At 41.2% G+C, this 24,478-nt stretch carries 23 protein-coding genes and 1 riboswitch; of the genes, 4 read left to right on the top strand and 19 right to left on the bottom strand.

Going from position 1 to position 24,478, the window contains the following annotated elements; genetic code table 11:
* Positions 1 to 29: 29 nt before the first annotated feature.
* From ACYQ1I_RS14890 to ACYQ1I_RS14870, 5 genes are all read right to left on the bottom strand, one after another.
* Complete coding sequence (locus ACYQ1I_RS14890; protein WP_459766696.1) at positions 30 to 677, bottom strand: hypothetical protein; 648 nt, start codon at positions 675 to 677, stop codon at positions 30 to 32.
* Complete coding sequence (locus tag ACYQ1I_RS14885) at positions 622 to 1,935, bottom strand: hypothetical protein (protein WP_459766694.1); 1,314 nt, start codon at positions 1,933 to 1,935, stop codon at positions 622 to 624. The genes ACYQ1I_RS14890 and ACYQ1I_RS14885 overlap by 56 nt, the downstream gene beginning before the upstream one ends.
* Complete coding sequence (locus ACYQ1I_RS14880) at positions 1,935 to 2,834, bottom strand: ABC transporter ATP-binding protein (protein ID WP_459766692.1); 900 nt, start codon at positions 2,832 to 2,834, stop codon at positions 1,935 to 1,937. Before ACYQ1I_RS14880 ends, ACYQ1I_RS14885 begins: the two co-directional genes overlap by 1 nt.
* Before the next feature lie 137 nt (positions 2,835 to 2,971).
* Positions 2,972 to 4,150: a HAMP domain-containing sensor histidine kinase gene (locus ACYQ1I_RS14875; protein WP_459766690.1), complete on the bottom strand. Its 1,179-nt coding sequence runs from the start codon at positions 4,148 to 4,150 to the stop codon at positions 2,972 to 2,974.
* Positions 4,138 to 4,812 (bottom strand): response regulator transcription factor, encoded by a 675-nt coding sequence (locus ACYQ1I_RS14870; RefSeq protein WP_459766688.1) that lies wholly within the window; start codon positions 4,810 to 4,812, stop codon positions 4,138 to 4,140. Before ACYQ1I_RS14870 ends, ACYQ1I_RS14875 begins: the two co-directional genes overlap by 13 nt.
* Positions 4,813 to 5,035: 223 nt before the next feature.
* Between ACYQ1I_RS14870 and ACYQ1I_RS14865 the strand changes: the two genes are divergently transcribed.
* Positions 5,036 to 5,779 carry a glycerophosphodiester phosphodiesterase gene (locus ACYQ1I_RS14865; RefSeq protein ID WP_459766686.1) on the top strand — a complete coding sequence of 248 codons (744 nt, stop codon included), beginning with the start codon at positions 5,036 to 5,038 and terminating at the stop codon, positions 5,777 to 5,779.
* Between the two features lie 2 nt (positions 5,780 to 5,781).
* Complete coding sequence (locus tag ACYQ1I_RS14860) at positions 5,782 to 7,014, top strand: MFS transporter (protein ID WP_459766684.1); 1,233 nt, start codon at positions 5,782 to 5,784, stop codon at positions 7,012 to 7,014.
* 47 nt (positions 7,015 to 7,061) lie between these two features.
* On the opposite strand, the gene ACYQ1I_RS14855 is transcribed toward ACYQ1I_RS14860, so the two are convergent.
* The 4 genes from ACYQ1I_RS14855 to ACYQ1I_RS14840 form a co-directional block, all read right to left on the bottom strand.
* Positions 7,062 to 7,634, bottom strand: coding sequence for an ANTAR domain-containing response regulator (locus tag ACYQ1I_RS14855; RefSeq protein WP_459766682.1), 573 nt, complete (start codon positions 7,632 to 7,634; stop codon positions 7,062 to 7,064).
* A 42-nt stretch (positions 7,635 to 7,676) separates the two neighbouring features.
* Positions 7,677 to 9,002: a type I glutamate--ammonia ligase gene (glnA, locus tag ACYQ1I_RS14850; protein ID WP_459766680.1), complete on the bottom strand. Its 1,326-nt coding sequence runs from the start codon at positions 9,000 to 9,002 to the stop codon at positions 7,677 to 7,679.
* A gap of 295 nt (positions 9,003 to 9,297) precedes the next feature.
* Positions 9,298 to 9,660 carry a P-II family nitrogen regulator gene (locus ACYQ1I_RS14845; RefSeq protein ID WP_459766678.1) on the bottom strand — a complete coding sequence of 121 codons (363 nt, stop codon included), beginning with the start codon at positions 9,658 to 9,660 and terminating at the stop codon, positions 9,298 to 9,300.
* Between the two features lie 30 nt (positions 9,661 to 9,690).
* Positions 9,691 to 10,947 (bottom strand): ammonium transporter, encoded by a 1,257-nt coding sequence (locus tag ACYQ1I_RS14840; protein WP_459766676.1) that lies wholly within the window; start codon positions 10,945 to 10,947, stop codon positions 9,691 to 9,693.
* 456 nt (positions 10,948 to 11,403) lie between these two features.
* Between ACYQ1I_RS14840 and ACYQ1I_RS14835 the strand changes: the two genes are divergently transcribed.
* Positions 11,404 to 12,948, top strand: coding sequence for an alkaline phosphatase (locus ACYQ1I_RS14835; protein ID WP_459766674.1), 1,545 nt, complete (start codon positions 11,404 to 11,406; stop codon positions 12,946 to 12,948).
* Positions 12,949 to 13,096: 148 nt separating this feature from the next.
* A complete protein-coding gene (locus ACYQ1I_RS14830; protein WP_459766672.1) occupies positions 13,097 to 14,263 on the top strand; it encodes a YibE/F family protein in 1,167 nt (388 codons plus the stop codon).
* Positions 14,264 to 14,328: 65 nt separating this feature from the next.
* On the opposite strand, the gene ACYQ1I_RS14825 is transcribed toward ACYQ1I_RS14830, so the two are convergent.
* The 10 genes from ACYQ1I_RS14825 to ACYQ1I_RS14780 all read right to left on the bottom strand — a co-directional run bounded on the left by ACYQ1I_RS14825 (position 14,329) and on the right by ACYQ1I_RS14780 (position 24,448).
* Positions 14,329 to 16,698, bottom strand: coding sequence for a homocysteine S-methyltransferase family protein (locus ACYQ1I_RS14825; RefSeq protein WP_459766670.1), 2,370 nt, complete (start codon positions 16,696 to 16,698; stop codon positions 14,329 to 14,331).
* Positions 16,679 to 17,359 carry a methionine synthase gene (locus ACYQ1I_RS14820; protein WP_459766668.1) on the bottom strand — a complete coding sequence of 227 codons (681 nt, stop codon included), beginning with the start codon at positions 17,357 to 17,359 and terminating at the stop codon, positions 16,679 to 16,681. The genes ACYQ1I_RS14825 and ACYQ1I_RS14820 overlap by 20 nt, the downstream gene beginning before the upstream one ends.
* A gap of 27 nt (positions 17,360 to 17,386) precedes the next feature.
* Positions 17,387 to 18,244: a methylenetetrahydrofolate reductase [NAD(P)H] gene (gene metF / locus ACYQ1I_RS14815; RefSeq protein ID WP_459766666.1), complete on the bottom strand. Its 858-nt coding sequence runs from the start codon at positions 18,242 to 18,244 to the stop codon at positions 17,387 to 17,389.
* 136 nt (positions 18,245 to 18,380) lie between these two features.
* Positions 18,381 to 18,492: riboswitch (SAM riboswitch) on the bottom strand.
* 129 nt (positions 18,493 to 18,621) lie between these two features.
* Complete coding sequence (locus ACYQ1I_RS14810) at positions 18,622 to 18,756, bottom strand: hypothetical protein (protein ID WP_459766664.1); 135 nt, start codon at positions 18,754 to 18,756, stop codon at positions 18,622 to 18,624.
* Positions 18,756 to 19,796: a polysaccharide biosynthesis protein gene (locus ACYQ1I_RS14805; protein WP_459766662.1), complete on the bottom strand. Its 1,041-nt coding sequence runs from the start codon at positions 19,794 to 19,796 to the stop codon at positions 18,756 to 18,758. Before ACYQ1I_RS14805 ends, ACYQ1I_RS14810 begins: the two co-directional genes overlap by 1 nt.
* Before the next feature lie 205 nt (positions 19,797 to 20,001).
* Positions 20,002 to 20,421, bottom strand: a complete 420-nt coding sequence (locus tag ACYQ1I_RS14800; RefSeq protein WP_459766660.1) for a PPC domain-containing DNA-binding protein — start codon at positions 20,419 to 20,421, stop codon at positions 20,002 to 20,004.
* Between the two features lie 136 nt (positions 20,422 to 20,557).
* Positions 20,558 to 22,264 carry a phosphoenolpyruvate--protein phosphotransferase gene (gene ptsP / locus ACYQ1I_RS14795; protein ID WP_459766658.1) on the bottom strand — a complete coding sequence of 569 codons (1,707 nt, stop codon included), beginning with the start codon at positions 22,262 to 22,264 and terminating at the stop codon, positions 20,558 to 20,560.
* Between the two features lie 15 nt (positions 22,265 to 22,279).
* The gene (locus ACYQ1I_RS14790) at positions 22,280 to 22,540 is read right to left on the bottom strand and encodes an HPr family phosphocarrier protein (RefSeq protein WP_459766656.1); all 261 of its coding nucleotides are present in this window, start codon (positions 22,538 to 22,540) and stop codon (positions 22,280 to 22,282) included.
* A gap of 55 nt (positions 22,541 to 22,595) precedes the next feature.
* Entirely contained in the window at positions 22,596 to 23,363 is a 768-nt protein-coding gene (locus ACYQ1I_RS14785) for a PTS sugar transporter subunit IIAB (protein ID WP_459766654.1), read from the bottom strand.
* 230 nt (positions 23,364 to 23,593) lie between these two features.
* The gene (locus tag ACYQ1I_RS14780; protein WP_459766652.1) at positions 23,594 to 24,448 is read right to left on the bottom strand and encodes a PRD domain-containing protein; all 855 of its coding nucleotides are present in this window, start codon (positions 24,446 to 24,448) and stop codon (positions 23,594 to 23,596) included.
* Positions 24,449 to 24,478 lie beyond the last annotated feature (30 nt).

The raw sequence follows: 24,478 nt of genomic DNA, 5'->3' as shown, positions 1-24,478 counted from the left end.
GTTCCCATGGGATTTTTATCCTGGCCTTGTTACCTGAGTTTACCCTTTAGCCATATAACCAGCAATGACATTGCCATGATTACCGTTGACCATATAAACAAAAATAACTTGGCCCTATATTCCTGTGTCATCATTGAGAACAAATAAAAGCTCCCTAAGTTTCTTCCCCCTGTCAAATTGAGGAGATAATATACCACGGGTACCATATAAGAAACTGCTATATTTTTCGATACCGACGCCGCCAGCATTCCAAGGGACCCCAAAAGCATGGCCGTTACAATGGTTCCCCCAAATAGCTGTGGTGTGATATTGCAATTCTGTAAGCCCATATAGAGAATAAATAAACCGATCAGTAATATAAGTATAATCAAGGAGTAGACAATACGTATGATGTAAACGTAAACTAAACCTACATACTTTGAAGCAACGACCTGTTCAATCTGGTCATCTTCCTCGGGGTGAAAAATGGGTGTAAGTAAAATGATTCCCAACAGTGAAACGAATATTTCCAGAGGGACTGCCGAAGCCTGGGTGTCTAAATTAGATACACCAAACAGTATAGGAGTAAGCATTAATAACAAAATCGACAACAGGAAGTAGGGCAAAAAATTATGTCGTACATTAATTTTTGTAATTTGCCATAGCTGCAATGCTTCTTTTGATTTTACCTTCTCCATTGATTAGCCCCCTCCTTTTCTGTTCATAGATTATAACCGTTGCTGCAATTAACAGCATGGCAATGCTGGTAAATAGCAATCTGTTCGCTACAAGGCTGCTAAAATTATCGACTAAGGTCTGGGTATGGGTCAGAGTATTGTGACGTGGTGTTAGCCTAAGCAAGGAATAACCGCCATTAATTTCTGAAATTCCCATATTGATATCGACGAACCACCAGGCCCCCTGCACAGCTACAGCAATTGGCGAATTTGTCAGCTCTGTCAAGAACATACCTACTGCTGCTGAAACCATGACCGAAGGCAAAATCCACCCCAAATCGTATTTGAGGGGAGCTAGATAATCAAGGGGCAAGCCCTTATAGATGTGCCATACTGAAATGTTAGAGATATATGACAGGATCACCGCAGGAAGCATTATCGTTGTTATGATAGCAAGATATCTTGTTATAATAATTTTGGCTGATGATGCTTCCCTTGTGAAGATTAGCTCCTTAATTTTGGAGGTCTTATCCTTTAAGCTAACGGCTACTGCAAGGAAAACAGGTAAAATGGACAGGACAATGCCCAGATAGTCAGTAAATAGCCTTGCATAGGCTCCTGTAAAACGATCCTTTTCCTTGCTTAATCGATAACTTTCAAGGGCTTCATCGTAGGTAACAGGGACCCGCCCAAAGTCAAGAAGGTACGTTGCTCCATACCTTGAGCCGCCACCAATAATGTCATCCGCCAGCTCCATATAGGTCTTGAATTCTTCGTAGGAAATACCTGCCTGAAGCGTCACAGTAGCAGCCCTATTCTGATTAGGCCCAGCCTCGTCAGTCATGGTCATTGTGTATTGGCCTTCTCCCTGTTCTATCAGCTCACCCCCACCAAAGGTGAAACCTTCTTCTTGAGAAATACTGCCCTCTGCTTTCAATAATTCATCCGCAGAAATACCAGTAAGACTAGAGAGTATTTCTGCCATCTCCCTCTGCTCCTTATGATTCAGCTTTACATCTTTATAAAAGCCTATGGGGTAGGCTGTATAGCTATTTACTGAAAATTCAGCATAAAGGGATGCTAAGGCTCCGGGCATGATGATTTCTGGTATTTCCTTCACCTGCATTCCATAGTCAGCCTGTTCCGCCTTAGGCATTTCAATCTTTCTATCACTGAAATTCAGTACATCCTGAGAGCTGACCATCAAGAGCACGGTTGCCGTTAGAAGAAGAAAGGTTATTGAAAATACACTTTTTTTACATTCTCGAAGAAACAGCACTATAGCTCACCTCCTACATTGTCGATGGAAGCTCCATTTTGATAAAGATAAAGCATGTAAGCATCCTCGATATTGGGCTGACACGTCATTGCACCTGCAACGGGCTCATCAGACAAGAAACGTACCACTGCTTCATGACCCTGGGTATGAATACTGGTTATGGTGTACTCCCTTTTTAGCTCTGGCAAAGCTCCTTTATCTGCGGTTTTGATAAACACCTTTCCCCTTGCAGCCTCTAAAAGGGTGTCAACGGTTCCGCTGAAAAGCAGCCTTCCATTATCTAAAATTCCTATATTTTCACAGGTAGCCTCAATATCGCCAACAATGTGGGTAGATAATATTACAACCCTTTCTGATGCAACCTCCCACAGTAAATTACGCAGTCGAATCCGCTCTTCAGGGTCAAGCCCCGCAGTGGGCTCGTCTACAATTAAAACCTTCGGGTTATTCAACAGGGCCTGGGCAAGTCCCAGCCTTCGCTTCATTCCTCCCGACAGTGCCTTTACTTTCTTCCCTTTATGCTCCGAAAGATTTACCCGATCCAGCAGAATTTCAGTACGCTTTTTCCTATTTTTAGGGTCTATTCCCGAAAGAACTCCCAAATAATCCATAGTTTCTAAAACACTCATGGTGGGATACATGGAAAATTCCTGTGGCAGGTAGCCAATGATTCTACGAATTTGCCCTGTATTTCCTATTGGTATTCCATATAGGGTAATTTCCCCATCCTTTTTGGGCAGCAACGTGGCAAGGATTTTCATTAATGTTGTTTTGCCAGCACCATTCCTGCCCAGTAGTCCAAACATTCCCTGCTTAACATTTAAGCTCACATTAAATAACACCTGCCTTTTCCCATAAAATTTGTTCAAATTCTTAATTACAATTGCATTTTCATCCATAGATTTGACTCCCTTTCTAATTACTATTTGAAATCCTATAAATGTATCATAATGTATAAATATCAACTTTTTATATACAAGCTCAAAAAAGCCTTTGTCTGCACAATTACAAACAAAGGCTTTTTATCCAAATTTATTTAAAATACAACCCTCACCGACGCACCACTATCATGATTAAACAGGCTAATAAAGCCGCCATGTCTTTCACATAACACCTTACAAATATTAAGCCCCATACCCAGGTGCTGATTTTTCTCATTTTGATGGGACTGGTAAAAGGGCTTGGTTGCTTCCATTAAATCCTTATTACTAAAGCCCTGGCCGTCATCGGAGACGGTAATCGAAAACCCGTCATTATCGGTGGATAGGCTAACGGTAATTTTATTTTTCGCAAATCTTACCGCATTGGAAAGTAGATTTTCATATACCTCCATTACTATAAATTGGTCTACGAATAATGTCTCTTTATTTGACAGCCTTGAGTGAAATTCCAGTTGCTTATCACTGCATAATATTTCACTGCTGACTTTCAAATTGTTCAATAGCTCTTGAGCAGGTATATCGGCCTTATTAATTGCTATATCCTCTAATTTTTGCATACGATTCATTTCTGTAACATAGCTTTCAAGACGGTCAATATGTCCCTTCATTATTTCCAAGGTGGCGACAATCTTTTCTATTTTTATCCTCCCGTCAGGCACATATTTTAACAGCATATCACTTTGGCCCTTTAATACGGTCAGCGGCGTACGTAAATCGTGTGAAAATGCTGCATTAAGTCGTTTGTGTTGATCCATTCGACGCCACATTTCAAGGTTATTTTCCTTTAAGGCAGCTCGCATCTTTTCAAAGCTATGGCAAAGCTGGCCCATTTCATCATTTTTATTATATTGAAGGGTAAAATCAAGATTGTTTTTTTCAATCTGCATAGAGGCATCGGTTAATAATGCCAGGGGCTCCTTTAGTTTGTTTTGATAAAATAAAAAAGCAGCGAAAATAATACAAATCGAGAAAATAAAAGGAATTGAAAGGCCGGAGAATAGCCTCAGAACCTTTATTTTTTGGCTATCCTCCCTGGAAAGCTCCCGTGGGTGGGAAAAAATAATGGCCCCACTCCCCAGCTGTTCTCCTTCTTGAGTGGTCAGATAATAGGTTTCACCCTGATCTGAATAGGAGGAATATATTTTTTCTTCTATTTTATCAACAATGTTGATCACCAGGGCAGATAAGGCTGCTGACACAAGCAGACAAAGAATAACATAGATGATAAAGGTAGCCTTAAAGGATAAATTCCTAACCGCTGCTATTTTGTCCATTTATAGCCTACCCCCCATACTGTTTCAATATAGGGCTTCATACCGGCAGCTGTAAATTTTCCACGTATTCGCCGTATGTGTTCTGCAACCACCATGCTGTCACCAGCACCGTCAAAACCCCATATTTTCTCATAGATACGCTCCTTATCAAAGATCTGTCCTTGATGCTGTGAGAGCAATGCAACTATGTCGAATTCTTTTTTCGCCAGGCTTATGGCTTGGCCTTGGAAATATAAAAGCCGTTCAGAGTAATTAATAACCAGATCATGGTCTATTTTAATTTTAGGAGATTCCCTTTGACGATGCTCACGTCTCAAATGAGCAGCCACCCGGGCCCCTAATTCTTCAATGGAAAAGGGTTTAACAATATAATCATCCCCACCCATACCAAAGGCCTTAATTTTATCACTGTCTTCCACCCTTGCAGTAAGAAATAGGATGGGACAGCAGACATAATTTCTGATTTGACTGCAAACCTCGATTCCATCGACATCTGGCATATTAATATCCAGCAAAATAATATCGGGGTGCCTTTCTACCCATTTAATTGCCCCTTTACCGTCTAATGCAGTCATAACTTCATAGCCGTTAAGTTGAAAATAATCCTTTAGCATATTTACAATATCAATTTCATCATCAACAATCAATATCCTTTTCCCCATTCTATACACCTCCAACCTTAGCATAGCATAGATTTTTCAACTTTTTATCAATATTTTTAAGTACCCCTTTGAGCAATTTATGGATTTATCCTAACCTGTTAATGGAGACTGGTATTTTCAGGATTTTTTCTATTCCTTAACGATTTATTAACATCTTTGTTCTTATTTATTATAAAATAATAATAGGTTTGTACTTGCCCATATTTTGATTGGAGGGATTGTCTTGAAAAAACCCTTGGTAATTGCCCATCGTGGCGCATCAGGCCATAGACCTGAAAACACCCTTTCAGCCTTTCAGCTGGCTTTAGAATGGGAGTCCGATGGAATCGAGCTGGATGTTCACATGAGTAAGGATGGTCACTTAATTGTTTGCCACGACGAAAGCGTTAACCGTACCACCAATGGAACAGGCTTAATTAAGGATTTAACCCTAAAGGAAATTAAGGAGCTGGATGCCGGCGGCTGGTTTCATTCTGACTTTTCAAATGAAAGAATTCCAACCCTTGAAGAGGTGCTAAAGGTAATCAGAAATAAAGATCTATTACTTAATATCGAATTAAAGAGTGGGCCTATTCTCTACGAAGGAATAGAAAAGGAGGTAATAAGGCAATTAAAGGCCTTTGGACTTCAAGAACAGGCAATACTTTCCTCCTTCAATCATTATAGCCTATTGGAAATAAAAAGAATTGACAAAAATATGAAGGCCGCCATCCTTTACATGGAGGCCATGGTTGACCCCTGGGTATATGCTGAATATATCGGTGTGGAGGGGCTTCACCCCTATTTCCCTGGTGTTATCCCGCCGGTGGTGGCAGACTGCTTGCGAAATGGATTGATGATTAACCCCTTTACTGTAAATGACGAGCAGCATTTAAAGCAGCTGTTCGCCATGGGTGTAACAGGGGTCATTACCAATTATCCGGATCGTGCAAATAAAATGATTAGAGAGCTGTCAGAAAGGAGCTAATTATGAAGCTAGATTATAAAAAAACCTTTATACTGGGCTTGGGTTTCTTTGCCATCAGCCTGGTCTGGCCTCTCTATAATTATTACATTCCTTTGTTTCTAAAGGAATATATTAATAGTCAGTTTTGGATTAATACCATTATGACCCTGGATAATGTGCTGGCCGTAACATTGATTCCCTTTTTTGGAAGCTTAAGCGATCGTACCCAAAGCCGATTTGGCAGGCGAATGCCCTTTTTATTAATTGGAATCCCATTGTCTGCCCTCCTTTTTACCCTTTTGCCAACTTATTCCGGCTTTTATTCGTTAATTGGTATTTTATTTGTTTTTAATTTATCTATGGCTATTTACCGGGCCCCAACCGTGGCCCTTATGCCCGATATTACCCCACCACCCCTTAGAAGCAGGGCCAACGGGGTCATTAACTTTATGGGAGGCCTGGCCTCGGTATTAGTCCTTTTTGTGGGGGCCTATCTTTATGATATCAATTCCAGTTTACCCTTTATTTCTTCTGGTGCTCTAATGTTTTTGGCTGTCTTTTTACTTTTCATTTTTATTAAAGAGCCGAAGCAGCTACAGAAAGCAGATAAAGTAAAAATGAATATCACCCATGCCCTAAAGGAAATTATTTTTAGCCAGGACAAAACTACCCTCTACCTTCTTCTGGCCATCTTTTTTTGGTTTGTCGGCTACCAGGGTATGGAGGCCACCTTTAGCAATTACAGTGTACATTTCCTGGGAATTCGTGAAAGCGCCGGCTCCATCATTTTGGGCAGCTTTGCAGCAACCTTTTTACTTTTTGCCATTCCCAGCGGGCTGATTGCCAGCAAAGTGGGTAAAACTAAAACCATTTTGGCCGGGATAGGGGGGTTGGTTACGGTATTTATATTGCTTTCTACGATACGAAACACCACCAGCTTTTTTTCACTGCCCTTTAATATCATTATGATGATCCTTTTTGCTGTTGGAGGATTCTTTTGGGCCTGTATTAACATCAACTCCTACCCAATGGTGGTAGAGATGACAACGGAAGATAAGGTTGGGACCTATACCGGGCTATATTATTTTGCTTCTTCTCTGGCCGCCATTACAGGGCCTTTGATTTTCGGTATGTTTGTTGATTTAATTGGATACCAGTCAATGTTTATTACAGGGGCCGCAGCCTTCGCCCTGGCCTTTATTTGTATTTTGAAAATTAAAGCCAGAAGGCGAGTCGCTGTACCTTCCGAAGGTTAAAATACCCTGGGCAGCTTGCCCAGGGTATTTTATATGATTTTAATTGTCTATGGCAATTCCTGATTAATAATTTCTTCCGCTATTTTTTCCAGCGTAATACAGCGATCCATACTTTGCCTTCTTAACCATTGATATGCTTCACCTTCTGTCATGGCCCGACGCTCCATTAAAAGCCCCTTGGCCTTATCTATTTTCTTTCTGGCCGCCAGGCTGTTTTCCAGCTTTTCAACCTGCTTGACCAGGTTATTAATCTTATTTGAATTAACAATTGAAAATTCAACCATATGATAAAGCTGCTCCGGCTGAACCGGTTTAGTAATATAGGCATAGACCCGCATATGCTTTAGCTTATCAAGGAACTGAGGATTTAAGCTGCTGGTCATAAAAACCACCGTTGAAAGCTGATCGCCTTCGATGATTCTGGCCACCTCATAGCTTTTCATTCCCCAAAGGTTCACATCTAATATGACCAGGTCGGGTAAAATACTTCTGGCAATTCTTAGGGCTCCTGCTCCATCAGTGGCCTGATACAGGCGGTATCCCCTTTTGGTCAATAGCTGTACCACCTGGGTTCTGACATTTTCCCCGCTATCTGCAACCAGGATACTATAATTATTCATAAAATCACTCCAAACAGCAGGCTATATTTCAGCAGTAAAGCCCTAAAATTTCTTTAAATATCTGTCAAGCTCCCATTGGGAAACATAGGCGGAATACTCATTCCATTCATAGAGGGTAGCATCTACAAATTTCTCTAGGATATGGTCTCCTAAAACCCCTTTAATAACATCATCCTTTAAAAGAAGCTTTACTGCCTCATAGAGATTTACGGGAAGGCTCTCAATTCCCCTTTCCTTTACCTCCAGCTTCTCCATTTCATAAACATTGCTGGAAACTGCCTCTGGAGGAATAATTTTATTTTTGATTCCTTCAAGACCTGCCTTTAAAATAACTGCCATGGCTAAATAGGGATTGGCGGAAGGGTCAGGGCTTCTCAATTCTATTCTTGTGGAGCTTCCACGTTTTGTAGGTATTCTAATTAAAGGACTTCTATTGTTGGCTGACCAGGCAATTAACACTGGCGCCTCGTAACCCGGCACCAGCCTTTTATAGGAATTGACCGTTGGGTTCGTAATAGCTGTAAAGCCCTTGGCATGCTTCAATACTCCCCCTAAAAAATGATAGGCTACCGTTGAAAGCTTCAGCTCATCAGCTTCGTCATAAAAGGCGTTTTTGCCCTCTATGGTTTCCAGGGACATATTAATGTGCATACCAGACCCACTCATTCCATACTTGGGCTTCGGCATAAAGGTGGCATGGAGCCCGTGTCGTTGGGCAATCATTCTGACAACCATTTTAAAGGTCATAATATTATCAGCGGTGGTTAGGGCATCCTTATATTTAAAGTCGATTTCGTGCTGTCCAGGGGCTACCTCATGATGGGAGGCCTCAATTTCAAATCCCATCTCCTTCAACACCATGGTCATATCCCTACGGGCACTGCCCCCCAGGTCCACCGGAGCTAAATCAAAATAGCCTGCATCATCGTGGGTTTTCAGAGAAGGCTCCCCCTTTTCGTCGGTGTAAAACAGAAAAAATTCACACTCCGGCCCCACATTTAATTGATACCCCAGGTTCTTTGCCTCCTGAAGTACCTTTTTTAGGGCATTTCTGGGGCACCCCGGAAAAGGGCTGCCATCGGATCGATAAACGTCACAGATCAGCCTTGCCTCCTTTGGATAACTAGACCATGGCAATATGGTGAAGGTTTTGATGTCAGGTACTAAATACATGTCAGACTCTTCAATTCTGACAAAGCCGTCTATTGACGAGCCATCAAACATAATTTCATTATTAAGGGCCTTTTCCAGCTGCTCGATGGTAATAGAAACATTTTTCATCACCCCCATAATGTCTGTAAATTGAAGGTGAATAAATTCCACTTCCAGCTCCTTTGCCTTATTTAACAGCATTTCCTTTTCATTCATGGGCTCTTTCCTCCTTTAAAATTTGAATTTGCTATTGAGGTTGTTGAATCAATTCCAGTATAGTAAAAAACCAGCAATCGTGGGGAAGCTTCTATCTGCATGGCACTAAACAATCCAGCTATTGAATTAAATGAAGAAATCCTTGTGATTGAAAAATTTGATAACACTATTGTATACAAAAATTCCCCTATATACAAAGAATTTTGTAATATTTTTAAGGCACTGACCCCTTATCATCGATAAGGGGCCTTAGGAGGACTAAAATATTAGGAAATTGTCTAATTAATATGACCAACTATATTTCATTGTTAAGGGCTAATTTTCCCTCATCACCATTTCTAATACGAATAACATTGCTGATTTCGGTAATAAATATCTTACCATCACCAATTTCACCGGTATAGAGTACCCTCTTGGCGGTTTCCACCACCTGCTCCACCGGCACTTCACAAATAACGGTTTCCACTTTTATTTTTGGCAAAAGCTCTGGGGTATAGGTAACCCCTCTGTAATTTTCTGTTCTTCCTTTTTGTACACCGCATCCCATTACATTGGTAACAGTCATACCCATTACGCCTATATCATTTAAGGCTTCCTTTAAAGCCTCAAATTTATTGGGTCTGGTGATAATTTCCACCTTCGTTATCCTTTCAGTCATTGCCATGCCTCCCTTTCTCCCTCTGAATAATTAAACCTGTTCACTGCTTATTTGAGTCACCCTTGGTTCAAAATCTGCGTAGCTGTCGGCACCATGCTCCCGTTTATCTAAGCCCTCGATTTCTTCCTCATCGCTGACCCTTAAGCCTACTGTAAAGTCGATGGCTTTAAATAGAGCAAAGCTGGTTAAGCAAACCCATAGACCAACTGCCACGACCCCAACAAGCTGAGTAATCAGGAGGCCTGCTCCACCACCATAGAGCAAGCCGCCGTCGGTGGAAAATAATCCAACCATAATGGTTCCAAGGGCTCCACATATACCATGAACACTGATGGCCCCCACTGGGTCATCAATCTTTAACACATTATCAAATAATTCTATGGCATAAACCACAATAATACCTGCAGCAGCCCCAATTATTACTGCACCAAATGCATCTACCACATCGGTGCCGGCGGTTATTCCCACCAAGCCAGCTAAAACGCCATTTAACGTCATACTGACATCGGGTTTTTTATACTTTGCCCAGGAAACAAGCATTGCTACAATGGACCCCATGGCTCCGGCCAAATTGGTGGTAATAAAGATATGAGAAATAGCCACTGTATCTGTTCCAGCAAGGGTAGACCCGGGATTAAATCCAAACCAGCCTAGCCAAAGAATAAAAACTCCCAGGGCTCCCAGGGTTAAGCTATGGCCTTTGATAACCTTAACCTTTCCATCCTTTGTATATTTACCGATTCTAGGGCCAATTACGATGGCCCCCATCAGGGCTGCCCATCCCCCGGTTGAATGAACAACGGTCGAGCCGGCAAAATCATGGAAGCCTAGCTCTGAAATCCAACCGCCACCCCAAATCCAATGGCCTACAATGGGATAAATAACAGCACTGATCACTAGGCTATAAATTAAATAGGATACAAACTTTGTTCTCTCAGCCATGGCACCAGATACAATGGTTGCCGCCGTAGCACAGAATACCGTTTGAAAAATTAAAAAGGTCTCCTTTGGAATATTTAATTCGAGTCCTCCATAGTTTCCCAGGGTGAAGAAATCCAGCTTTCCGATTAGGCCTCCGATGGTCGGCCCAAACATGATACTAAAGCCAATCAGCCAAAAGACCACTGATCCAACGGAAAAATCCATTAAATTTTTCATGATAATATTTCCTGCATTTTTTGATCTAGTAAAGCCTGTTTCCACCATGGCAAAGCCCGCCTGCATAAAAAAAACCAAACAGGTTGCCAAAAGTACCCATACCGTATCAATAGCAATTGAATAGTCCATTTTCACGTCCCCCTTAATCTTTACAATATCTTTTTGTTTCAAAGCCTTGAGTCATGTCCTTTGGTACATGCTCTAAATAATTGTATAAAGTATACTTTATATGACAATAAAAAAAGACATCCTTAACAAAGGGAGCTTTTTCCCTTGTTAATAGACGCCTTTGCCTATTGTACAATATGAATGCTAAATATGAGGTTTAATATAGATAGTATTGTAATATATTTTAATGGATAATGCAATATATTTTTTGATTTTTTTGAATAACCTCTTTCTTTTTGATGCTTCTCATTATTAAATGGAGAAATCAAACTCATAATTTTTCATACAAACTAAATTGCTATATATTTAACATATAATCAACCTAATCATTACATCCCATAACCTTGTCTTAATTATGATTTAACAAATACTCGATATAATAACGCTGAAATATAAAAAATAAGGAGGTTGTCTAAAATGCTGACCAGAAACAAAAAAGCTGTATCAATGATTGGTATTTTTCTGATGGTTGCTATCTTGGCCATTACAGTAAGTACCAATACCTTCGCTTCCCTTGACCAGGAAAAAGCCGCCATTACATATGAGGGGAAGGCACCAAAGTACATATTCTTATTTATCGGCGATGGTTTAAGCTACCCCCAAATTACTTCCACTGAAATGTACTTAGGCAAGAAGGCTGGTTTGAAGGATATTGTAGATGGGGGTGGAATTGAAAAATTGAACTTTTCTAATTTTCCTACAGCGGGTTCTGCCCAGACCTACGATTCATCTTCCTTTATTCCAGACTCTGCTTCCACTGCAACATCTCTGGCAAGCGGCTATAAAACCCTGTCTGGGGTAATTAATATGGACCAAGGTAAAGCAGTTTCTTACACTCCTATTACCGAAAGGCTTGCCGCTAAGGGCTATAAGGTGGGCATTGTTTCCAGCGTGCCCCTCAACCATGCCACACCAGCTGCCTTTTATGCCAAGGTTCCCAGCCGTGGAATGTATTATGAAATTGCTAGTCAAATTCCCGGCTCTGGCTTTGATTATTTTGGCGGCGGTGGGTTTTTAAGCCCGACAGGTAGCAACAGCGATCAGCCTCATATATACGAGGTTCTGAAAAAGAAAGGCTATACGATTGTTAATACACGGGAGGATATTCTAAAGCTAAGTCAACAAGACAAAAAAGTAGTTGCAGTGAGCCCAGATATGTCTGTAGACGGAACCTCCCTTCCCTACGAAATTGACCGGCAGCCAGGACAGCTTTCATTGGCTGACTTTGTAAAGAAGGGTATTGATGTACTGGAAAACCCCAACGGATTTTTTATGATGGTTGAAGGGGGAAAAATTGACTGGGCTGGCCATGCCAACGATGCTCCTGCGGTTATCCACGATACAATCGCCTTTGCAGACGCAGTAGAGGCTGCAATTGATTTTTATCATAAACACCCTGACGAAACCTTGATTGTGGTCACCGGTGACCACGAAACCGGAGGGATGACCATTGGCTTTGCCGGAACTGGCTATTCAACATTCTTTGATAAGATTCAAAGGGCGACCACATCATCAGATGAAGCCTTTAGGCACCACGTTCTGAATCCCTATAAAGAAAATCATACAATTGATACTGCCCAGGTGTCTGATTTAGCCGGGGAAATTAAGGCCGGCTTTGGCTTGTTATTCCCCGATGATAAAGATGCTGAAAAATATCCTGAAATGGTTTTAACACCATCTGAAATTCAAAAGCTGGAAGATGCCTTAAAGCAAAGTATGACCCCTGCCGAGGAAAGGGCCAATACGGAAGAGGAGCAATTATTATATGGTGGTTATGAACCCTTCTGCATTACCATTACTCATATATTAAACCATAAAGCCGGTATCAGCTTTACCTCCTACGCCCATACCGGTCTGCCTGCTCCGGTATTTGCCATTGGAAAGGGCCACGAGCTGTTCAACGGATTCTATGATAATACTGATATATATCATAAAATGGCTGCTATTTTAAATGTCAAATAATTTGTAAAGGCTAATAGCTGTATTAAAATTGAGCGAGTTGCCAGCCTCGCTCAATTTACTTTTATAAATAGCTTGTTCAATATTAAATTCTGTCATTTAAATAAGCTTATTATCATAGAAAATTAAGAAAAGGATGGTGTAAAAACAGATGAGGGAAGCTAAAAAGAGAAACTTCATTTTTATTGGATGCAGCCTTTTTATGATTATCTTCTTACTTTTTCTTCCTACTGGTTTTGTGGTAAACGAATATCCCAACAGCAGCCGTGTACAGTTGGAAATACTGGAGGTTAATAATGATGGTATTCACTATGCAGGCGGCATGATTCTTCAAGGGGAGCAGTTATGCAGGGTCAGGATATTAAATGGTAAATTTAAAGGAGTAGAAAAACCAGCAGTAAATCACTTTATCGGAAAACTAGAAATGGATAAAATCTTTGAAAAGGGAGACAAAGCGCTGGGGGTAATCGATTATTTAGAAGATGAAGTCACCCATATTACTTTAATAGACCATTATCGATTGGATTTAGAGATCATTTTATTTGGCGGATTCATGCTATTACTAATTATTTTCGCAAAATGGGTTGGTGTTAAGGCACTGCTGTCTTTTGTGTTAACGATACTGGTAATCTGGAAACTACTAATTCCTATGCTGTTAAAGGGCTATCATGCCATTATTGTGTCAATGATAATTATTGTTTTTCTGACAGTGATCATTATTACCTTGGTGGCAGGCATTAGCCGTCGAGCCTTTGTTGCCATAATGGGTTCATTTCTGGGTACCTTCTTAACCTGTGTACTAGCCCTGGTATTTGGGAAATTTTTTAAAATCCATGGGGCCATTCTTCCCTTTTCAGAAACCTTATTATATTCGGGATATGCCCATTTAAATCTCACCGATATTTTTATTTCCAGTATATTCATCGCCTCCGCCGGAGCCTTAATGGATGTAGCCATGGATATTTCCACTGCAATTCACGAAATGGTTCAAAATAACCCAGATATCACAAGAAGCCAAGCGATTCAATCGGGCTTTGAAATTGGCAGAGCAGTGATTGGAACCATGACCACCACCCTGCTATTGGCCTATTCAGGCGGATACATTGCACTATTGATGGTTTTTATGGCCCAGGGAACACCAGTTATTAATATTTTAAATCTCCGTTACGTCGCCGGCGAAATTCTTCATACGATAGTAGGCAGCTTTGGACTGGTGACAGTGGCCCCCTTTACGGCCATTTTAGCCGGAATTGAATTTACCAGACCCGCCTACATTAAAAAAATAAAGCAAAACCTAGCTGAAGAAAAATCCTTCTGACAAGGAATGATCCCCATTCCTGTCAGTAAGGATTTTTAACAGCTAAAGTTCCCTGGTTCGGGCTTTTATTCTTTCCCCTCAGTCAGCAGCCTTCTGGCAAAGCGGATTCCTGCCTGACCATCCACCGCATAATAGTCCGCTCCAATCATTTCTGCATATCGAGGGTTCAAAACGGCTCCCCCCACCATAATTTTACACTCAGGCACCTCCCCCTTGATTAGCTCGATGGTTCGCTGCATGTTTTTTACGGTGGTTGTCATTAGCGCACTCAACCCCACCAATCGGACCCCATGCTCCTTTACGGCGGCCAATATGACCTCTGGAGCTACGTCCTTTCCTAGATCAAGAATGTTGTAGCCGTAATTTTCCAATAGCATTTTGGCTATATTTTTTCCAATATCATGGATGTCTCCCTGGACAGTGGCTAAAATAATCTTTTCATTTTGCAGAACTGAGGTGTTTTTTGAAGAAGCACCCTTAATAACCTCAAGCCCTGCCTTTACTGCCTCGGCCGCCCTTAAAAGCTGGGGCAGAAAGAGAATTCCTCCCTCGTAGGCCTCCCCCACCTGATCAAGGGCCGGTATAAAAAATTGATTGATAATTGCCAGCCCATCCATTTCTTTTAATAGCAGCCTGACGGTATCAGCCACAGCTCCCTTTCTGCCCTCTACAATCATGGCCTTTAAATCATTATTTTCATGAGGCATGACCCCTTGACCAGGTTGAATGCCCTGGAAATCTCTGATAAAGTCCTTGGCCTCCTGATCCTCCCCCTTTAAAACCCGATGGGCCTTTACCGTATTCATCATCTCTTCAGAAAGGGGATCAAGTATTGGTACATCCAGCCCTGCCATTAGGGCACCGGCTAAAAAGGTTCTGTTGATTAATGACCGATTGGGTAAGCCAAAGGAAACGTTGCTGACCCCCAGGGTAGTTTTTAATCCCAGTCGTTCCTTAACCAGAGACACGGCCTTTAATGTTTCCATGACAATAGATTGCTGAGCCGAAACGGTCATCACCAGGCAGTCTATAATCAAATCCTCCTTTGGAATTCCATAGGCCATGGCTCCTTTCATGATCTTTTCTGCAATGGCCACTCTTCCTTCGGCGGTTTCCGGAATTCCCCCTTCATCCAGGGTAAGGGCCACTAAAACTGCCCCATACTTTTTGGCCAGGGGGAAAACCTGCTCCATACTAGATTCCTTTCCATTGACTGAATTTATAATTGGCTTTCCGTTGTAGCACCTGAGGGCCCCTTCAAGGGCCTTGATATTTACGCTGTCAATTTGAAGCGGTGTATCTACCACTGTTTGAATAGTAGTAACGGCTTCCTTCAATACCCTTTCCTCATTGATTTCCGGCAATCCAACATTAACATCTAATATGTGGGCCCCCGCCCGGGTTTGTTCTATGGCTTCGGTTAAAAGCACCTCCAAGTCATTTTGACGCAGGGCTTCCTTTAGTTGTTTTTTTCCCGTCGGATTAATTCGTTCCCCTGTTATTGTTGTTTTCCCGTCAAGTATGACTGTTTTGGTGCCCGAGGTGCAACAGGTAACGATTTTTGTCTCGCAGGGTTGAAACTGAAATCTGTCTATTTGCTGCTGTAGGGCCCTTATATGGTCTGGTGTGGTGCCGCAGCAGCCGCCCAAAATTTTTACGCCCAGCTTAGCCAATTGCCTGCCGTATTCTCCAAAGGCTGCTGGCTCCACCGGAAAAACGGTTTTACCCTGTACCAAAGTGGGCAGCCCTGCATTGGGTTGTACGATTACCGGTACTTTGGCGTATTTTAACACGTCAGGTAATAATGGCAGAATTTCTTTAGGCCCAAGGGAGCAATTAATTCCCAGGGCATCTGCCCCCAGTCCCTGTAGCACCTGGGTAGCTGTAATGGCATCGGTTCCCACAAAGGTTCTTCCGTCCCCCTGGAAGGTCATAGTACAGAATACGGGTAAATCACTATTTTCCTTAACTGCCAGCAGAGCCGCCTTGGCCTCATATAAATCGGAGAGGGTTTCAATTATAATACAATCCACCCCGGCCTTAACGCCAGCCATCACCTGTCTTTTAAAAATCTCATAGGCCCTTTGAAAGCTGATTTCACCAAGGGGAGCCAGCATTTGACCCAGGGGGCCAATATCCTGTGCCACATAGGGGGCCTTGGCTTCTCTAGCAAGCCTTACCCCGGCTTCGATAATTGCCTCAAGGCTATGGGAGCTTTTTCCCAGCTTCAATTCATTGGCTTGAAAGGTATTGGTGGTTATGATTTGAGCCCCTGCCTTTACATAGCTTTGATGAATTTCTCGGATCAATTCTGGCTTCTCAAGATTTAACAGCTCCGGCAGGGCACCGACTTCAAGACCTGCCCTTTGAAGCATGGTGCCCATGGCCCCATCAAACAAAATCATTTTATTTTGTTCATTTATCAAATTCCGCACAGGCAGAACCTCCTTTTCTATAGCTGCAATGTTGATATTGTAGACAGCCTTCACAGCCAGCAACCTTTTTGGTGGGGTCTTTACTAATACCGATACAGGCTGTAACTGATTTTCTGGGTACTAGAAAATGATGGTCTGTCACTGTCAAACCAATTTTTTTATCAGCCTCCAACAGCTTTATTAGCTCTGGCTGCAGTTCAACCGAAAGGTCGCCATAGCCCGGACTGAATCGCCCCGTCAGATAGCTGCCAGGGGCGGCTCCATTTTTTATGACGGATTCTGCATGATCACAGAGTACCTCAATGGCTTCAGAAGCGCAGGCATCCAGTATCACCGCCCGGGTCATATCGGTATGCTGGTATCTTTTTATTTTCAAGTCAACCCCTACCCCCAGGGTAGCCGCCATCATAACGCATTGGCTACAGCCCTTGAGGTGTGAGGCAATGGCTGCGCCCTTAAGAATAAGCCGTGTATTCACCAGTTTAATCCCATCATTTTGGTGTTGAATTTGAAATGTTTGATATACATAGAAGGCCTTTGTAGCTTGCTCCATTTCTTCCATACAGCTATCGATCATTTGAGTCAGCTCCCGGTCAAGGGCCTGATCACGATAACCAAGGTATCTTAATACTTCTGATTTTCTTAGCTTAATTTTCTTCAACCCTCTTTCCCAAAGTCTATATGCTTGCTATATATTTAATTGAGCCATAATTTCCCTGGCAATTTCCGGCTTATTCATTGTATAGAGATGGATTCCATCTACACCATTTTTAATTAAATCTGAAACCTGCTGAGCCGCATATTCAATTCCTTTTTTTCTAAGGGTATCGGGCTGATGCTCATATCGTGCCAACAGCTTAATTACCCTGGCTGGTAAGGAGGCGCCACAAAGAAAAATCATTTTTTCAATTTGCTTTTTATTTAAAATAGGCATAATTCCGGCGGATATTTTACAATGAATCCCCTGCCCCCTCAATTGCTCTAAAAACCGATAAAATAGCTGGTTTTCGAAAAATAACTGGCTAATCAAAAATTCAACCCCTGCCTCTACCTTATCTTTGAGGCAGTCAATATCCTGATTGATGTCATCACATTCTATGTGACCTTCTGGATAAGCAGCTCCCCCTATTGAAAAATTTCCATATGCCTTTACATCCTTTACTAGATCTATTGCATATTGGTAGTCTTTAACCGGCCTTCCCTCACCGCTGATAGGCATATCTCCCCGCAGGGCCAGTAGATTTTCTATTCCTTTTTCCTGTAGCTGATCCAGCTTTCTTTTAATGGTTCCCTTTTCAGAATTGACACAGGTGAGATGAGCCAATGCCTCTATTCCATATTGATTTTTAATTAAGGATGCTATTTCAAGGGTTTGATTTCCTCCATTTCCCCCTGCTCCATAGGTTACACTGATAAAATCTGGCCCTAATTCCGTTAATCCCTCTATGGTTTTATAAATTGTGCCTATATCGTGATTTTTTTTTGGAGGAAAGACCTCAAAGGAAATAACTGGTTTCTTTTCATTGTATATATTGGCTATTTTCAATTCAATACCTCCCTATCATTTTCAACACGGTATTTTTATTTCCTGTCTTATGATCGATGGTTTTTAATTGTATAAAAAAACCACCTCTTTAGATAAGAAGCGGCAGCATGCTTTTATATATGCCTTTTACACAATCTCCTTATCTTTCAGCCATGGGCTGCAGGAATTAGCACATTTCCAGCCTGTCATAACAGGTTGGCTGTTGCCGGGTTTCATTGGGCCAGTCCCTCCACCGCTCTGGATAAGATTATTTTATTTATCGGTCAAAACAAATTACCTTCAATTGATTAGACCATTGAGTTATTCTGTAATAAAAACCCCCTTAATCAAAATATAAGCTTCCAGATCAATGCTATAAAAATTATTGTTATAGTGTATCATAGTTCTTTACAATTGTAAATACTGTTTTTATATAATTCTGACAATATCCCTGTCAAAAGAGAGGTCGACAGACGGGGAATCCCCTGGGGAATTCTTCCCCGTTCTATCGTTTCAGCTGTTGTTAATATCATTATTTTTCTTTTACCCCTGACATTCTCTTATATTCCTTTAGCTCTTCTTTAATATAGGGCAGCTTTAATAGTATTTTTTTGATTTGACTGACCGATAAGCGGGGAGCATTAAAGGAGTTATAGCCTGCCTCCAGGGAGTCGGAGAGGGTTCCTTGTACGTCATCATTATTACCATAATTCAAATCTCGATCATCGGGCTTTATTATATAATAATTTTTTAATTCTTCTGCCCTGGCCATTTCCTCGTGGGTTACCAGGGTTTCGTGATACTTTTCTCCATGTCGAATTCCTATAATCTTTGTGGCGGCCTCAATCTTAAAGATTTCCTTTATTGCTTGTGCCAAATCTGCTACAGTGGCGGCAGGGGATCTGAGTACAAAGATTTCTCCGTTATGGCCATATTTAAAGGCATGAATGACCAAATTAATTGCATCATCCATTGACATGAGGAATCTTGTCATCTGGGGATTGGTAATGGTTAGACATTCTCCCTGCTTGATTTGTTCCACCAGTCGGGGAACAATAGAGCCCCTGGTGGCCAAAACATTACCGTACCGTACGCAGCTAAGAAGCGTTCCCTTATTTAAATTCCTTGATTTAGCAATGATCAGCTTTTCCATCAGGGCCTTGGATTGCCCCATAGCATTAATTGGATATACTGCCTTGTCTGTACTGAGGCCTATTACCTTTTTTACACCGTTTTCTATGGCAGCTTCCAATACATTGTTTGTTCCTATGATATTGGTTTTTACCGCCTCCATTGGATTAAACTCACAGGAGGGCACCTGCTTTAAAGCAGCTGCGTTAAAGATGTAGTCTACACCCTTTGTTGCCTGATAAATGCTATTATAATCTCTAATATCACCAATGTAAAATTTGATTTTATCACTTTGATATCGAATTCTCATATCGCTTTGCTTCTTTTCGTCACGGCTAAAGATTCTAATTTCTTTGATACTGGATTTTAGAAATCTATTTAATACTGCATTACCAAAGGAGCCTGTTCCACCGGTAATGAGAAGGGTTTTTCCTGCAAACATTCTGATCCCTCCAAGTAATTGTTCTATCTTCTCTTTGATCCCCTACCCTATTTTATGAAAACAATTTCTAGCTTTCCTCCTTCCGATACCTGTATGATCTATTGAGTCTACTGTCTATTTGTATTTTATGAAGCCTGGAGGGAAAGGTACCTATTGGGCATAAAAAAACCCCCGGATTTATTTTTTATCCAGGGGATAACAAAGATTAAAATTGATATAGGTTTAAACCAACTTCATTACTAAAGGCCCGGTTAACGGTTCCTTCGATTGCCTCCACTAAAAGTTCACCAGTAGCACTGATTACAGCAGCGTTAAGATGTCCGCCATAGGTTTGATGATCTTTATCGGAAAGATTGATATGAAGATGAAGATATACTTCATCATTCATGGTCGAGATATTCCCTAAAAGACTGGTGATTTCATAATCGCCTTTAAGCTCAGTTGAATGGTACTCTTTTTTATCCACCTCAAAGAGCCCGATGGTGGCTTGATCAACGGCGCCAATCCCCTTTACCCATCCGAGGGTAATTTTTTGCTGTTGACAAAACTCCTTAAGGGTCGATACAATTTCTTCCCCTTTGTCTAAACGAATGACGTATTTTGTTCCAAACTGTTTAAATTCCATTATCTCACTCCTTTTGACCTGTTATATTCATTTTAACATTTTTGCTGTGGCTTATCCATTCCTTTCCTGTGAACAGGGCTTCTATACAGCTTTTCATATATAAAAAAGAAGCCCAGGGCTCCTTTTTCTATATAAATTATAAGCTTTTAGTTTCGAGGTAATTCTCTATCTCTTCAGCAGTAGACAGCTTCAGTACCTCTTCAGCAAGTTTTTGGGCCTCCTCAAGGCTCAGGCTTCTGATCAGCTTTCTGGCCGGAAGAATGGATAAGGGGCTCATGCTGAATTCATCTAATCCCATTCCTAACAGGATTGGTATCATTCTTTGGTCGCCGGCAGATTCACCGCACATACCAACCCAAATTCCTTCCCGGTGACCATTATCAATGACTGTTTTAATCAATCTTAACACGGCCGGGTTAAAGGGCTGATACAGGTGATGTATTTTTTCATTCATTCGATCTACCGCACAGGTATATTGGATAAGGTCATTTGTACCAATACTAAAGAAATCTACATGTTTTGCCAGCACATCACTCATCACGGCCGCCGATGGAACTTCAATCATCATTCCCACTTCTATATCATGTTGATAGGCAATGCCTTCCCTGTCTAAATCAGCTTTCACTTCATTTAGCACTTCTTTAGCCTCAAGAAGCTCTTTCAAATTGGATATCATTGGGAACATAATCTTCAATTTACCGTATACACTGGCCCTCAGTAAGGCCCTCAACTGATCTTTGAATATTTTTTGTTCCTTCAGGCATAGCCGAATGGCACGATATCCAAGGAATGGGTTCATTTCTTCCCCAATTTTCAAGTATGAGAGATTTTTATCTCCGCCAATATCCAGGGTACGAATGACAATGGGCTTCGGGTTCATCGCTTCCAATACTTGTTTATAGGCTTCAAATTGCTCTTCCTCACTGGGCAGGGTCTCTCGATTCATATAAATAAACTCTGTTCTAAAGAGTCCTACTCCTTCGGCATCATTTTTAATCAGGCCTGTTATATCCTGGGTAGTACCAATATTCCCTGCCAATTCTACCCGTCTGCCATCCTTCGTGATGCTTTCCTGACCCTTAATGGCATCCAAGGCTTTTCGTTCAGTAACATAGGCCTCTTTTAGCCCTTCGTACTTTTTGATTTCCTCCTTGGAAGGATTAACGATTACAGTTCCTCCTTCACCGTCTAATATAGCAAAATCTCCTGTCTTTAAGGCTTCAGTTATATCTTTTAAACCTACCACTGCAGGAATCTCCAAGGATCTTGCCATTATGGCCGTGTGGGAGGTTCTGCCCCCTATATTGGTTAAAAAGCCCATCACCCGTTCCTTATCCATTGTAGCGGTTTCAGAGGGTGTTAAATCATGAGCAACAAGAATAACATCCTCCTCTAAGGAAGCTAAATCAGTTTTCTTTTGCCCTGTAATTGTACGAATTACACGATCAGTTACGTCTTTTATATCTGCGACTCTTTCCCTCATATAATCGTTATCCATCGCTTCAAAAATAGCAATAAATTCTTCGGCTGTTTTACTAAGGGCATAGGCTCCATTAAGCCTTTCACTTTCAATTTTGTTTATTGTCCCTTGAATTAATTCGGGGTCATCCAATATCATTTTATGGGCATCGAAAATAGCTGCTTTTTGCTCCCCCAGCTCTTTTAATGCCTTTTCTCTAATCTGCTCAATTTCCTTTTTAGAAGCCTCAATGGCACCCAGAAACTTTTCTTTTTCCTGAGAAATATCTTCAATGGGTTCCTTTTCAAGGATAACGGGCTCATTTCTAACGACCAATACCTTCCCCAGGGCAAATCCCGGAGAAGCACCTGTTGCCTTTAACATTTTAACACCTCCAGCCTACTCGCCAAATTTTGTATTAAACAGATCAACAATGGCTGCCAGTGCAGCTTCTTCATCTGGCCCATTGGCAACAATTTTAATTTCATTACCTTTTTGCAGCCCTGCACTTAAAATATTCATAATTGATTTTGCATTAATTACCTTACCTTGATATTCTATATTAATATCTGATTTAAACTGAGCCGCCACCTTTACCAGCATTGCCGCCGGTCTTGCATGAATACCTGAGTCATTTTGTACACTAACGTTTTTTTCCATTTTATTTTCCTCCTTAACGAAATATACTAATTTATCAGCTTGGCAATGAGGCCAGCTATTGAATCATCACTACGTTTTCCTCGCCCCGCTTCGCCTGTGTACCTGCTTTAAAGGTAACGTGCTGGTCTTGAGAAAGATTTGTAAAGATGATTGGTGAAATAATTGACTTTGCATTGGTTTTAATTTCTTCTAAATCCACTTGAAGAATCGGCTGTCCGGCCTGTACTGAGTCTCCTTCGTTAACCAGAAGCTCAAAACCCTTTCCCTTAAGGTTAACAGTATCAATTCCTATATGAACTAAAATATCTAGGCCATCCCCAGCGGTAATACCAATGGCATGCTTAGTAGGAAATATGGTGGTTATGGTACCAGTCACCGGAGAAACCACTTCTCCATGGCTTGGTTCAATGGCAAAGCCATCTCCCATCATTTTGCTGGCGAAGACTTCATCGGGTACTTGATTGAGCTCAAGTAATTTTCCTTCTAAGGGGATTACAAACCCTTTCTTCCCGGTACCCTCCTTGCCTTCTATTAGCTTTTCGATCTCCTGCTTGAGCTTCACAGATTGAACACCAAATACGGCCTGTATATTACTTCCATTGGAAAATATCTCTGTGGCCCCCAGTTCTTTGATTTGCTCCTGGTTAGCCTGGACTATATCCTTAAGCTGAACCCTCAGTCTGGTTACACAGGCATCCAGGCCCAAAATGTTTTCTTTTCCCCCCAGAGCTTCTAAAATTTGTCCTGCTACTTTATCGTTTGCATTATGGATTACTTCTATGTCGTCTTTTTTCTTCCCAAGTCCAAATAACTTTCTAAGCAATAATATCATCTCCTTTTTAATATGATTCTACGTAAAAAAAGGCATGAACAAAAGCACAGAGACGGGGCCAATACCCTCCTAACCTATACTTTTACTCATGCCTGATCGTATCAGTAACACGTAAATCATATTTATTCTTAATAGCATATTAACATGAAACGTTTTCCTTGACAACACTTTTCTAATTTTTTAATATTTTTTGTCGATAAAAACCGTAAGGAGGGTTAGCATTATTTTGTACCCTCCTTACGGTTTTCCATACCGCTTAATTTATGGATATGAATTGCCATAAAGATTAGTTCTTCCTCTTTAATGGTTAATTTCAGAGCATTTTGTATCATTTTAGAAAGATCCCAGGCAATTTTGTATTCAATGGCCAGATCCTCCTTAAGCTTAAAAAGGCATGTATTGATCAGTTTTTCCTTTTTTTCAGCCCGATTTATCACACCGCTTAAATGCATCAAAAAGCGTTTATACTCAAAGGAATCCCTTTCCAAATGGATTCCCAGCCTTTCCTCCACATAGTGGAGCATTTTATTCATTACCATTGAATGTTCCAGGGCTCTGGTTTTGTCACCGGCTCCCATCCCACCGTGAAAATGCAGGGCCAAAAACCCAACCTCTGCCTCAGGGATATCCATATTCAGCTTTTCCTTCAGCATCATAACTGCCCGTAGGGCAAGGCTATATTCCAGGGGGTACAAAAGCTTTGTTTCATATAGAAAGGGATTGACAATTTCAACGCCCTCTTTAAGCCTTTTGATGGCGAAGTTAATGTGATCAATTAAGCCTATATTAATACCTGCACTTAAGTCCTGACCAAGCTCTGCCTCCACCAGCTCGTTGATTTTTTTGCAAAGCTCAATAATGCGAGGGTCAACGGTATCAAAAAAGCCGTCATATTCATCATCCTTTAATCCCTCAAGGGAAATAAACTTCTGTTCTATTTCCTTAAGGCTGTCAAGGGTATCGCCTTTTTTTCTGCCAAAGCCGATACCCTTTCCTACAAACACATAGTTATTTTGTTCATTTTCAACTAAAACTACATTATTACTGAGAATTTTAGTAATGACATATTTATCCACGGTACCCCTCCACAGTCTTTTAATCTGCTG

Source organism: Alkaliphilus crotonatoxidans (assembly GCF_054658015.1).
This window is presented reverse-complemented; position numbering and strand designations above follow the sequence as displayed.

Bases quoted from the DNA above. Each gene is read 5' to 3' on its own strand.
- ACYQ1I_RS14840 (WP_459766676.1), bottom strand. From the start codon at position 10,947: ATGGACTATTCAATTGCTATTGATACGGTATGGGTACTTTTGGCAACC.
- ACYQ1I_RS14835 (WP_459766674.1), top strand. From the start codon at position 11,404: ATGCTGACCAGAAACAAAAAAGCTGTATCAATGATTGGTATTTTTCTG.
- ACYQ1I_RS14845 (WP_459766678.1), bottom strand. From the start codon at position 9,660: ATGACTGAAAGGATAACGAAGGTGGAAATTATCACCAGACCCAATAAA.
- ACYQ1I_RS14890 (WP_459766696.1), bottom strand. From the start codon at position 677: ATGGAGAAGGTAAAATCAAAAGAAGCATTGCAGCTATGGCAAATTACA.
- ACYQ1I_RS14880 (WP_459766692.1), bottom strand. From the start codon at position 2,834: ATGGATGAAAATGCAATTGTAATTAAGAATTTGAACAAATTTTATGGG.
- ACYQ1I_RS14830 (WP_459766672.1), top strand. From the start codon at position 13,097: ATGAGGGAAGCTAAAAAGAGAAACTTCATTTTTATTGGATGCAGCCTT.
- ACYQ1I_RS14870 (WP_459766688.1), bottom strand. From the start codon at position 4,812: ATGGGGAAAAGGATATTGATTGTTGATGATGAAATTGATATTGTAAAT.
- ACYQ1I_RS14855 (WP_459766682.1), bottom strand. From the start codon at position 7,634: ATGAATAATTATAGTATCCTGGTTGCAGATAGCGGGGAAAATGTCAGA.
- ACYQ1I_RS14875 (WP_459766690.1), bottom strand. From the start codon at position 4,150: ATGGACAAAATAGCAGCGGTTAGGAATTTATCCTTTAAGGCTACCTTT.
- ACYQ1I_RS14790 (WP_459766656.1), bottom strand. From the start codon at position 22,540: ATGGAAAAAAACGTTAGTGTACAAAATGACTCAGGTATTCATGCAAGA.
- ptsP (WP_459766658.1), bottom strand. From the start codon at position 22,264: ATGTTAAAGGCAACAGGTGCTTCTCCGGGATTTGCCCTGGGGAAGGTA.
- ACYQ1I_RS14810 (WP_459766664.1), bottom strand. From the start codon at position 18,756: ATGATATTAACAACAGCTGAAACGATAGAACGGGGAAGAATTCCCCAG.
- ACYQ1I_RS14805 (WP_459766662.1), bottom strand. From the start codon at position 19,796: ATGTTTGCAGGAAAAACCCTTCTCATTACCGGTGGAACAGGCTCCTTT.
- ACYQ1I_RS14860 (WP_459766684.1), top strand. From the start codon at position 5,782: ATGAAGCTAGATTATAAAAAAACCTTTATACTGGGCTTGGGTTTCTTT.
- ACYQ1I_RS14800 (WP_459766660.1), bottom strand. From the start codon at position 20,421: ATGGAATTTAAACAGTTTGGAACAAAATACGTCATTCGTTTAGACAAA.
- glnA (WP_459766680.1), bottom strand. From the start codon at position 9,002: ATGAATGAAAAGGAAATGCTGTTAAATAAGGCAAAGGAGCTGGAAGTG.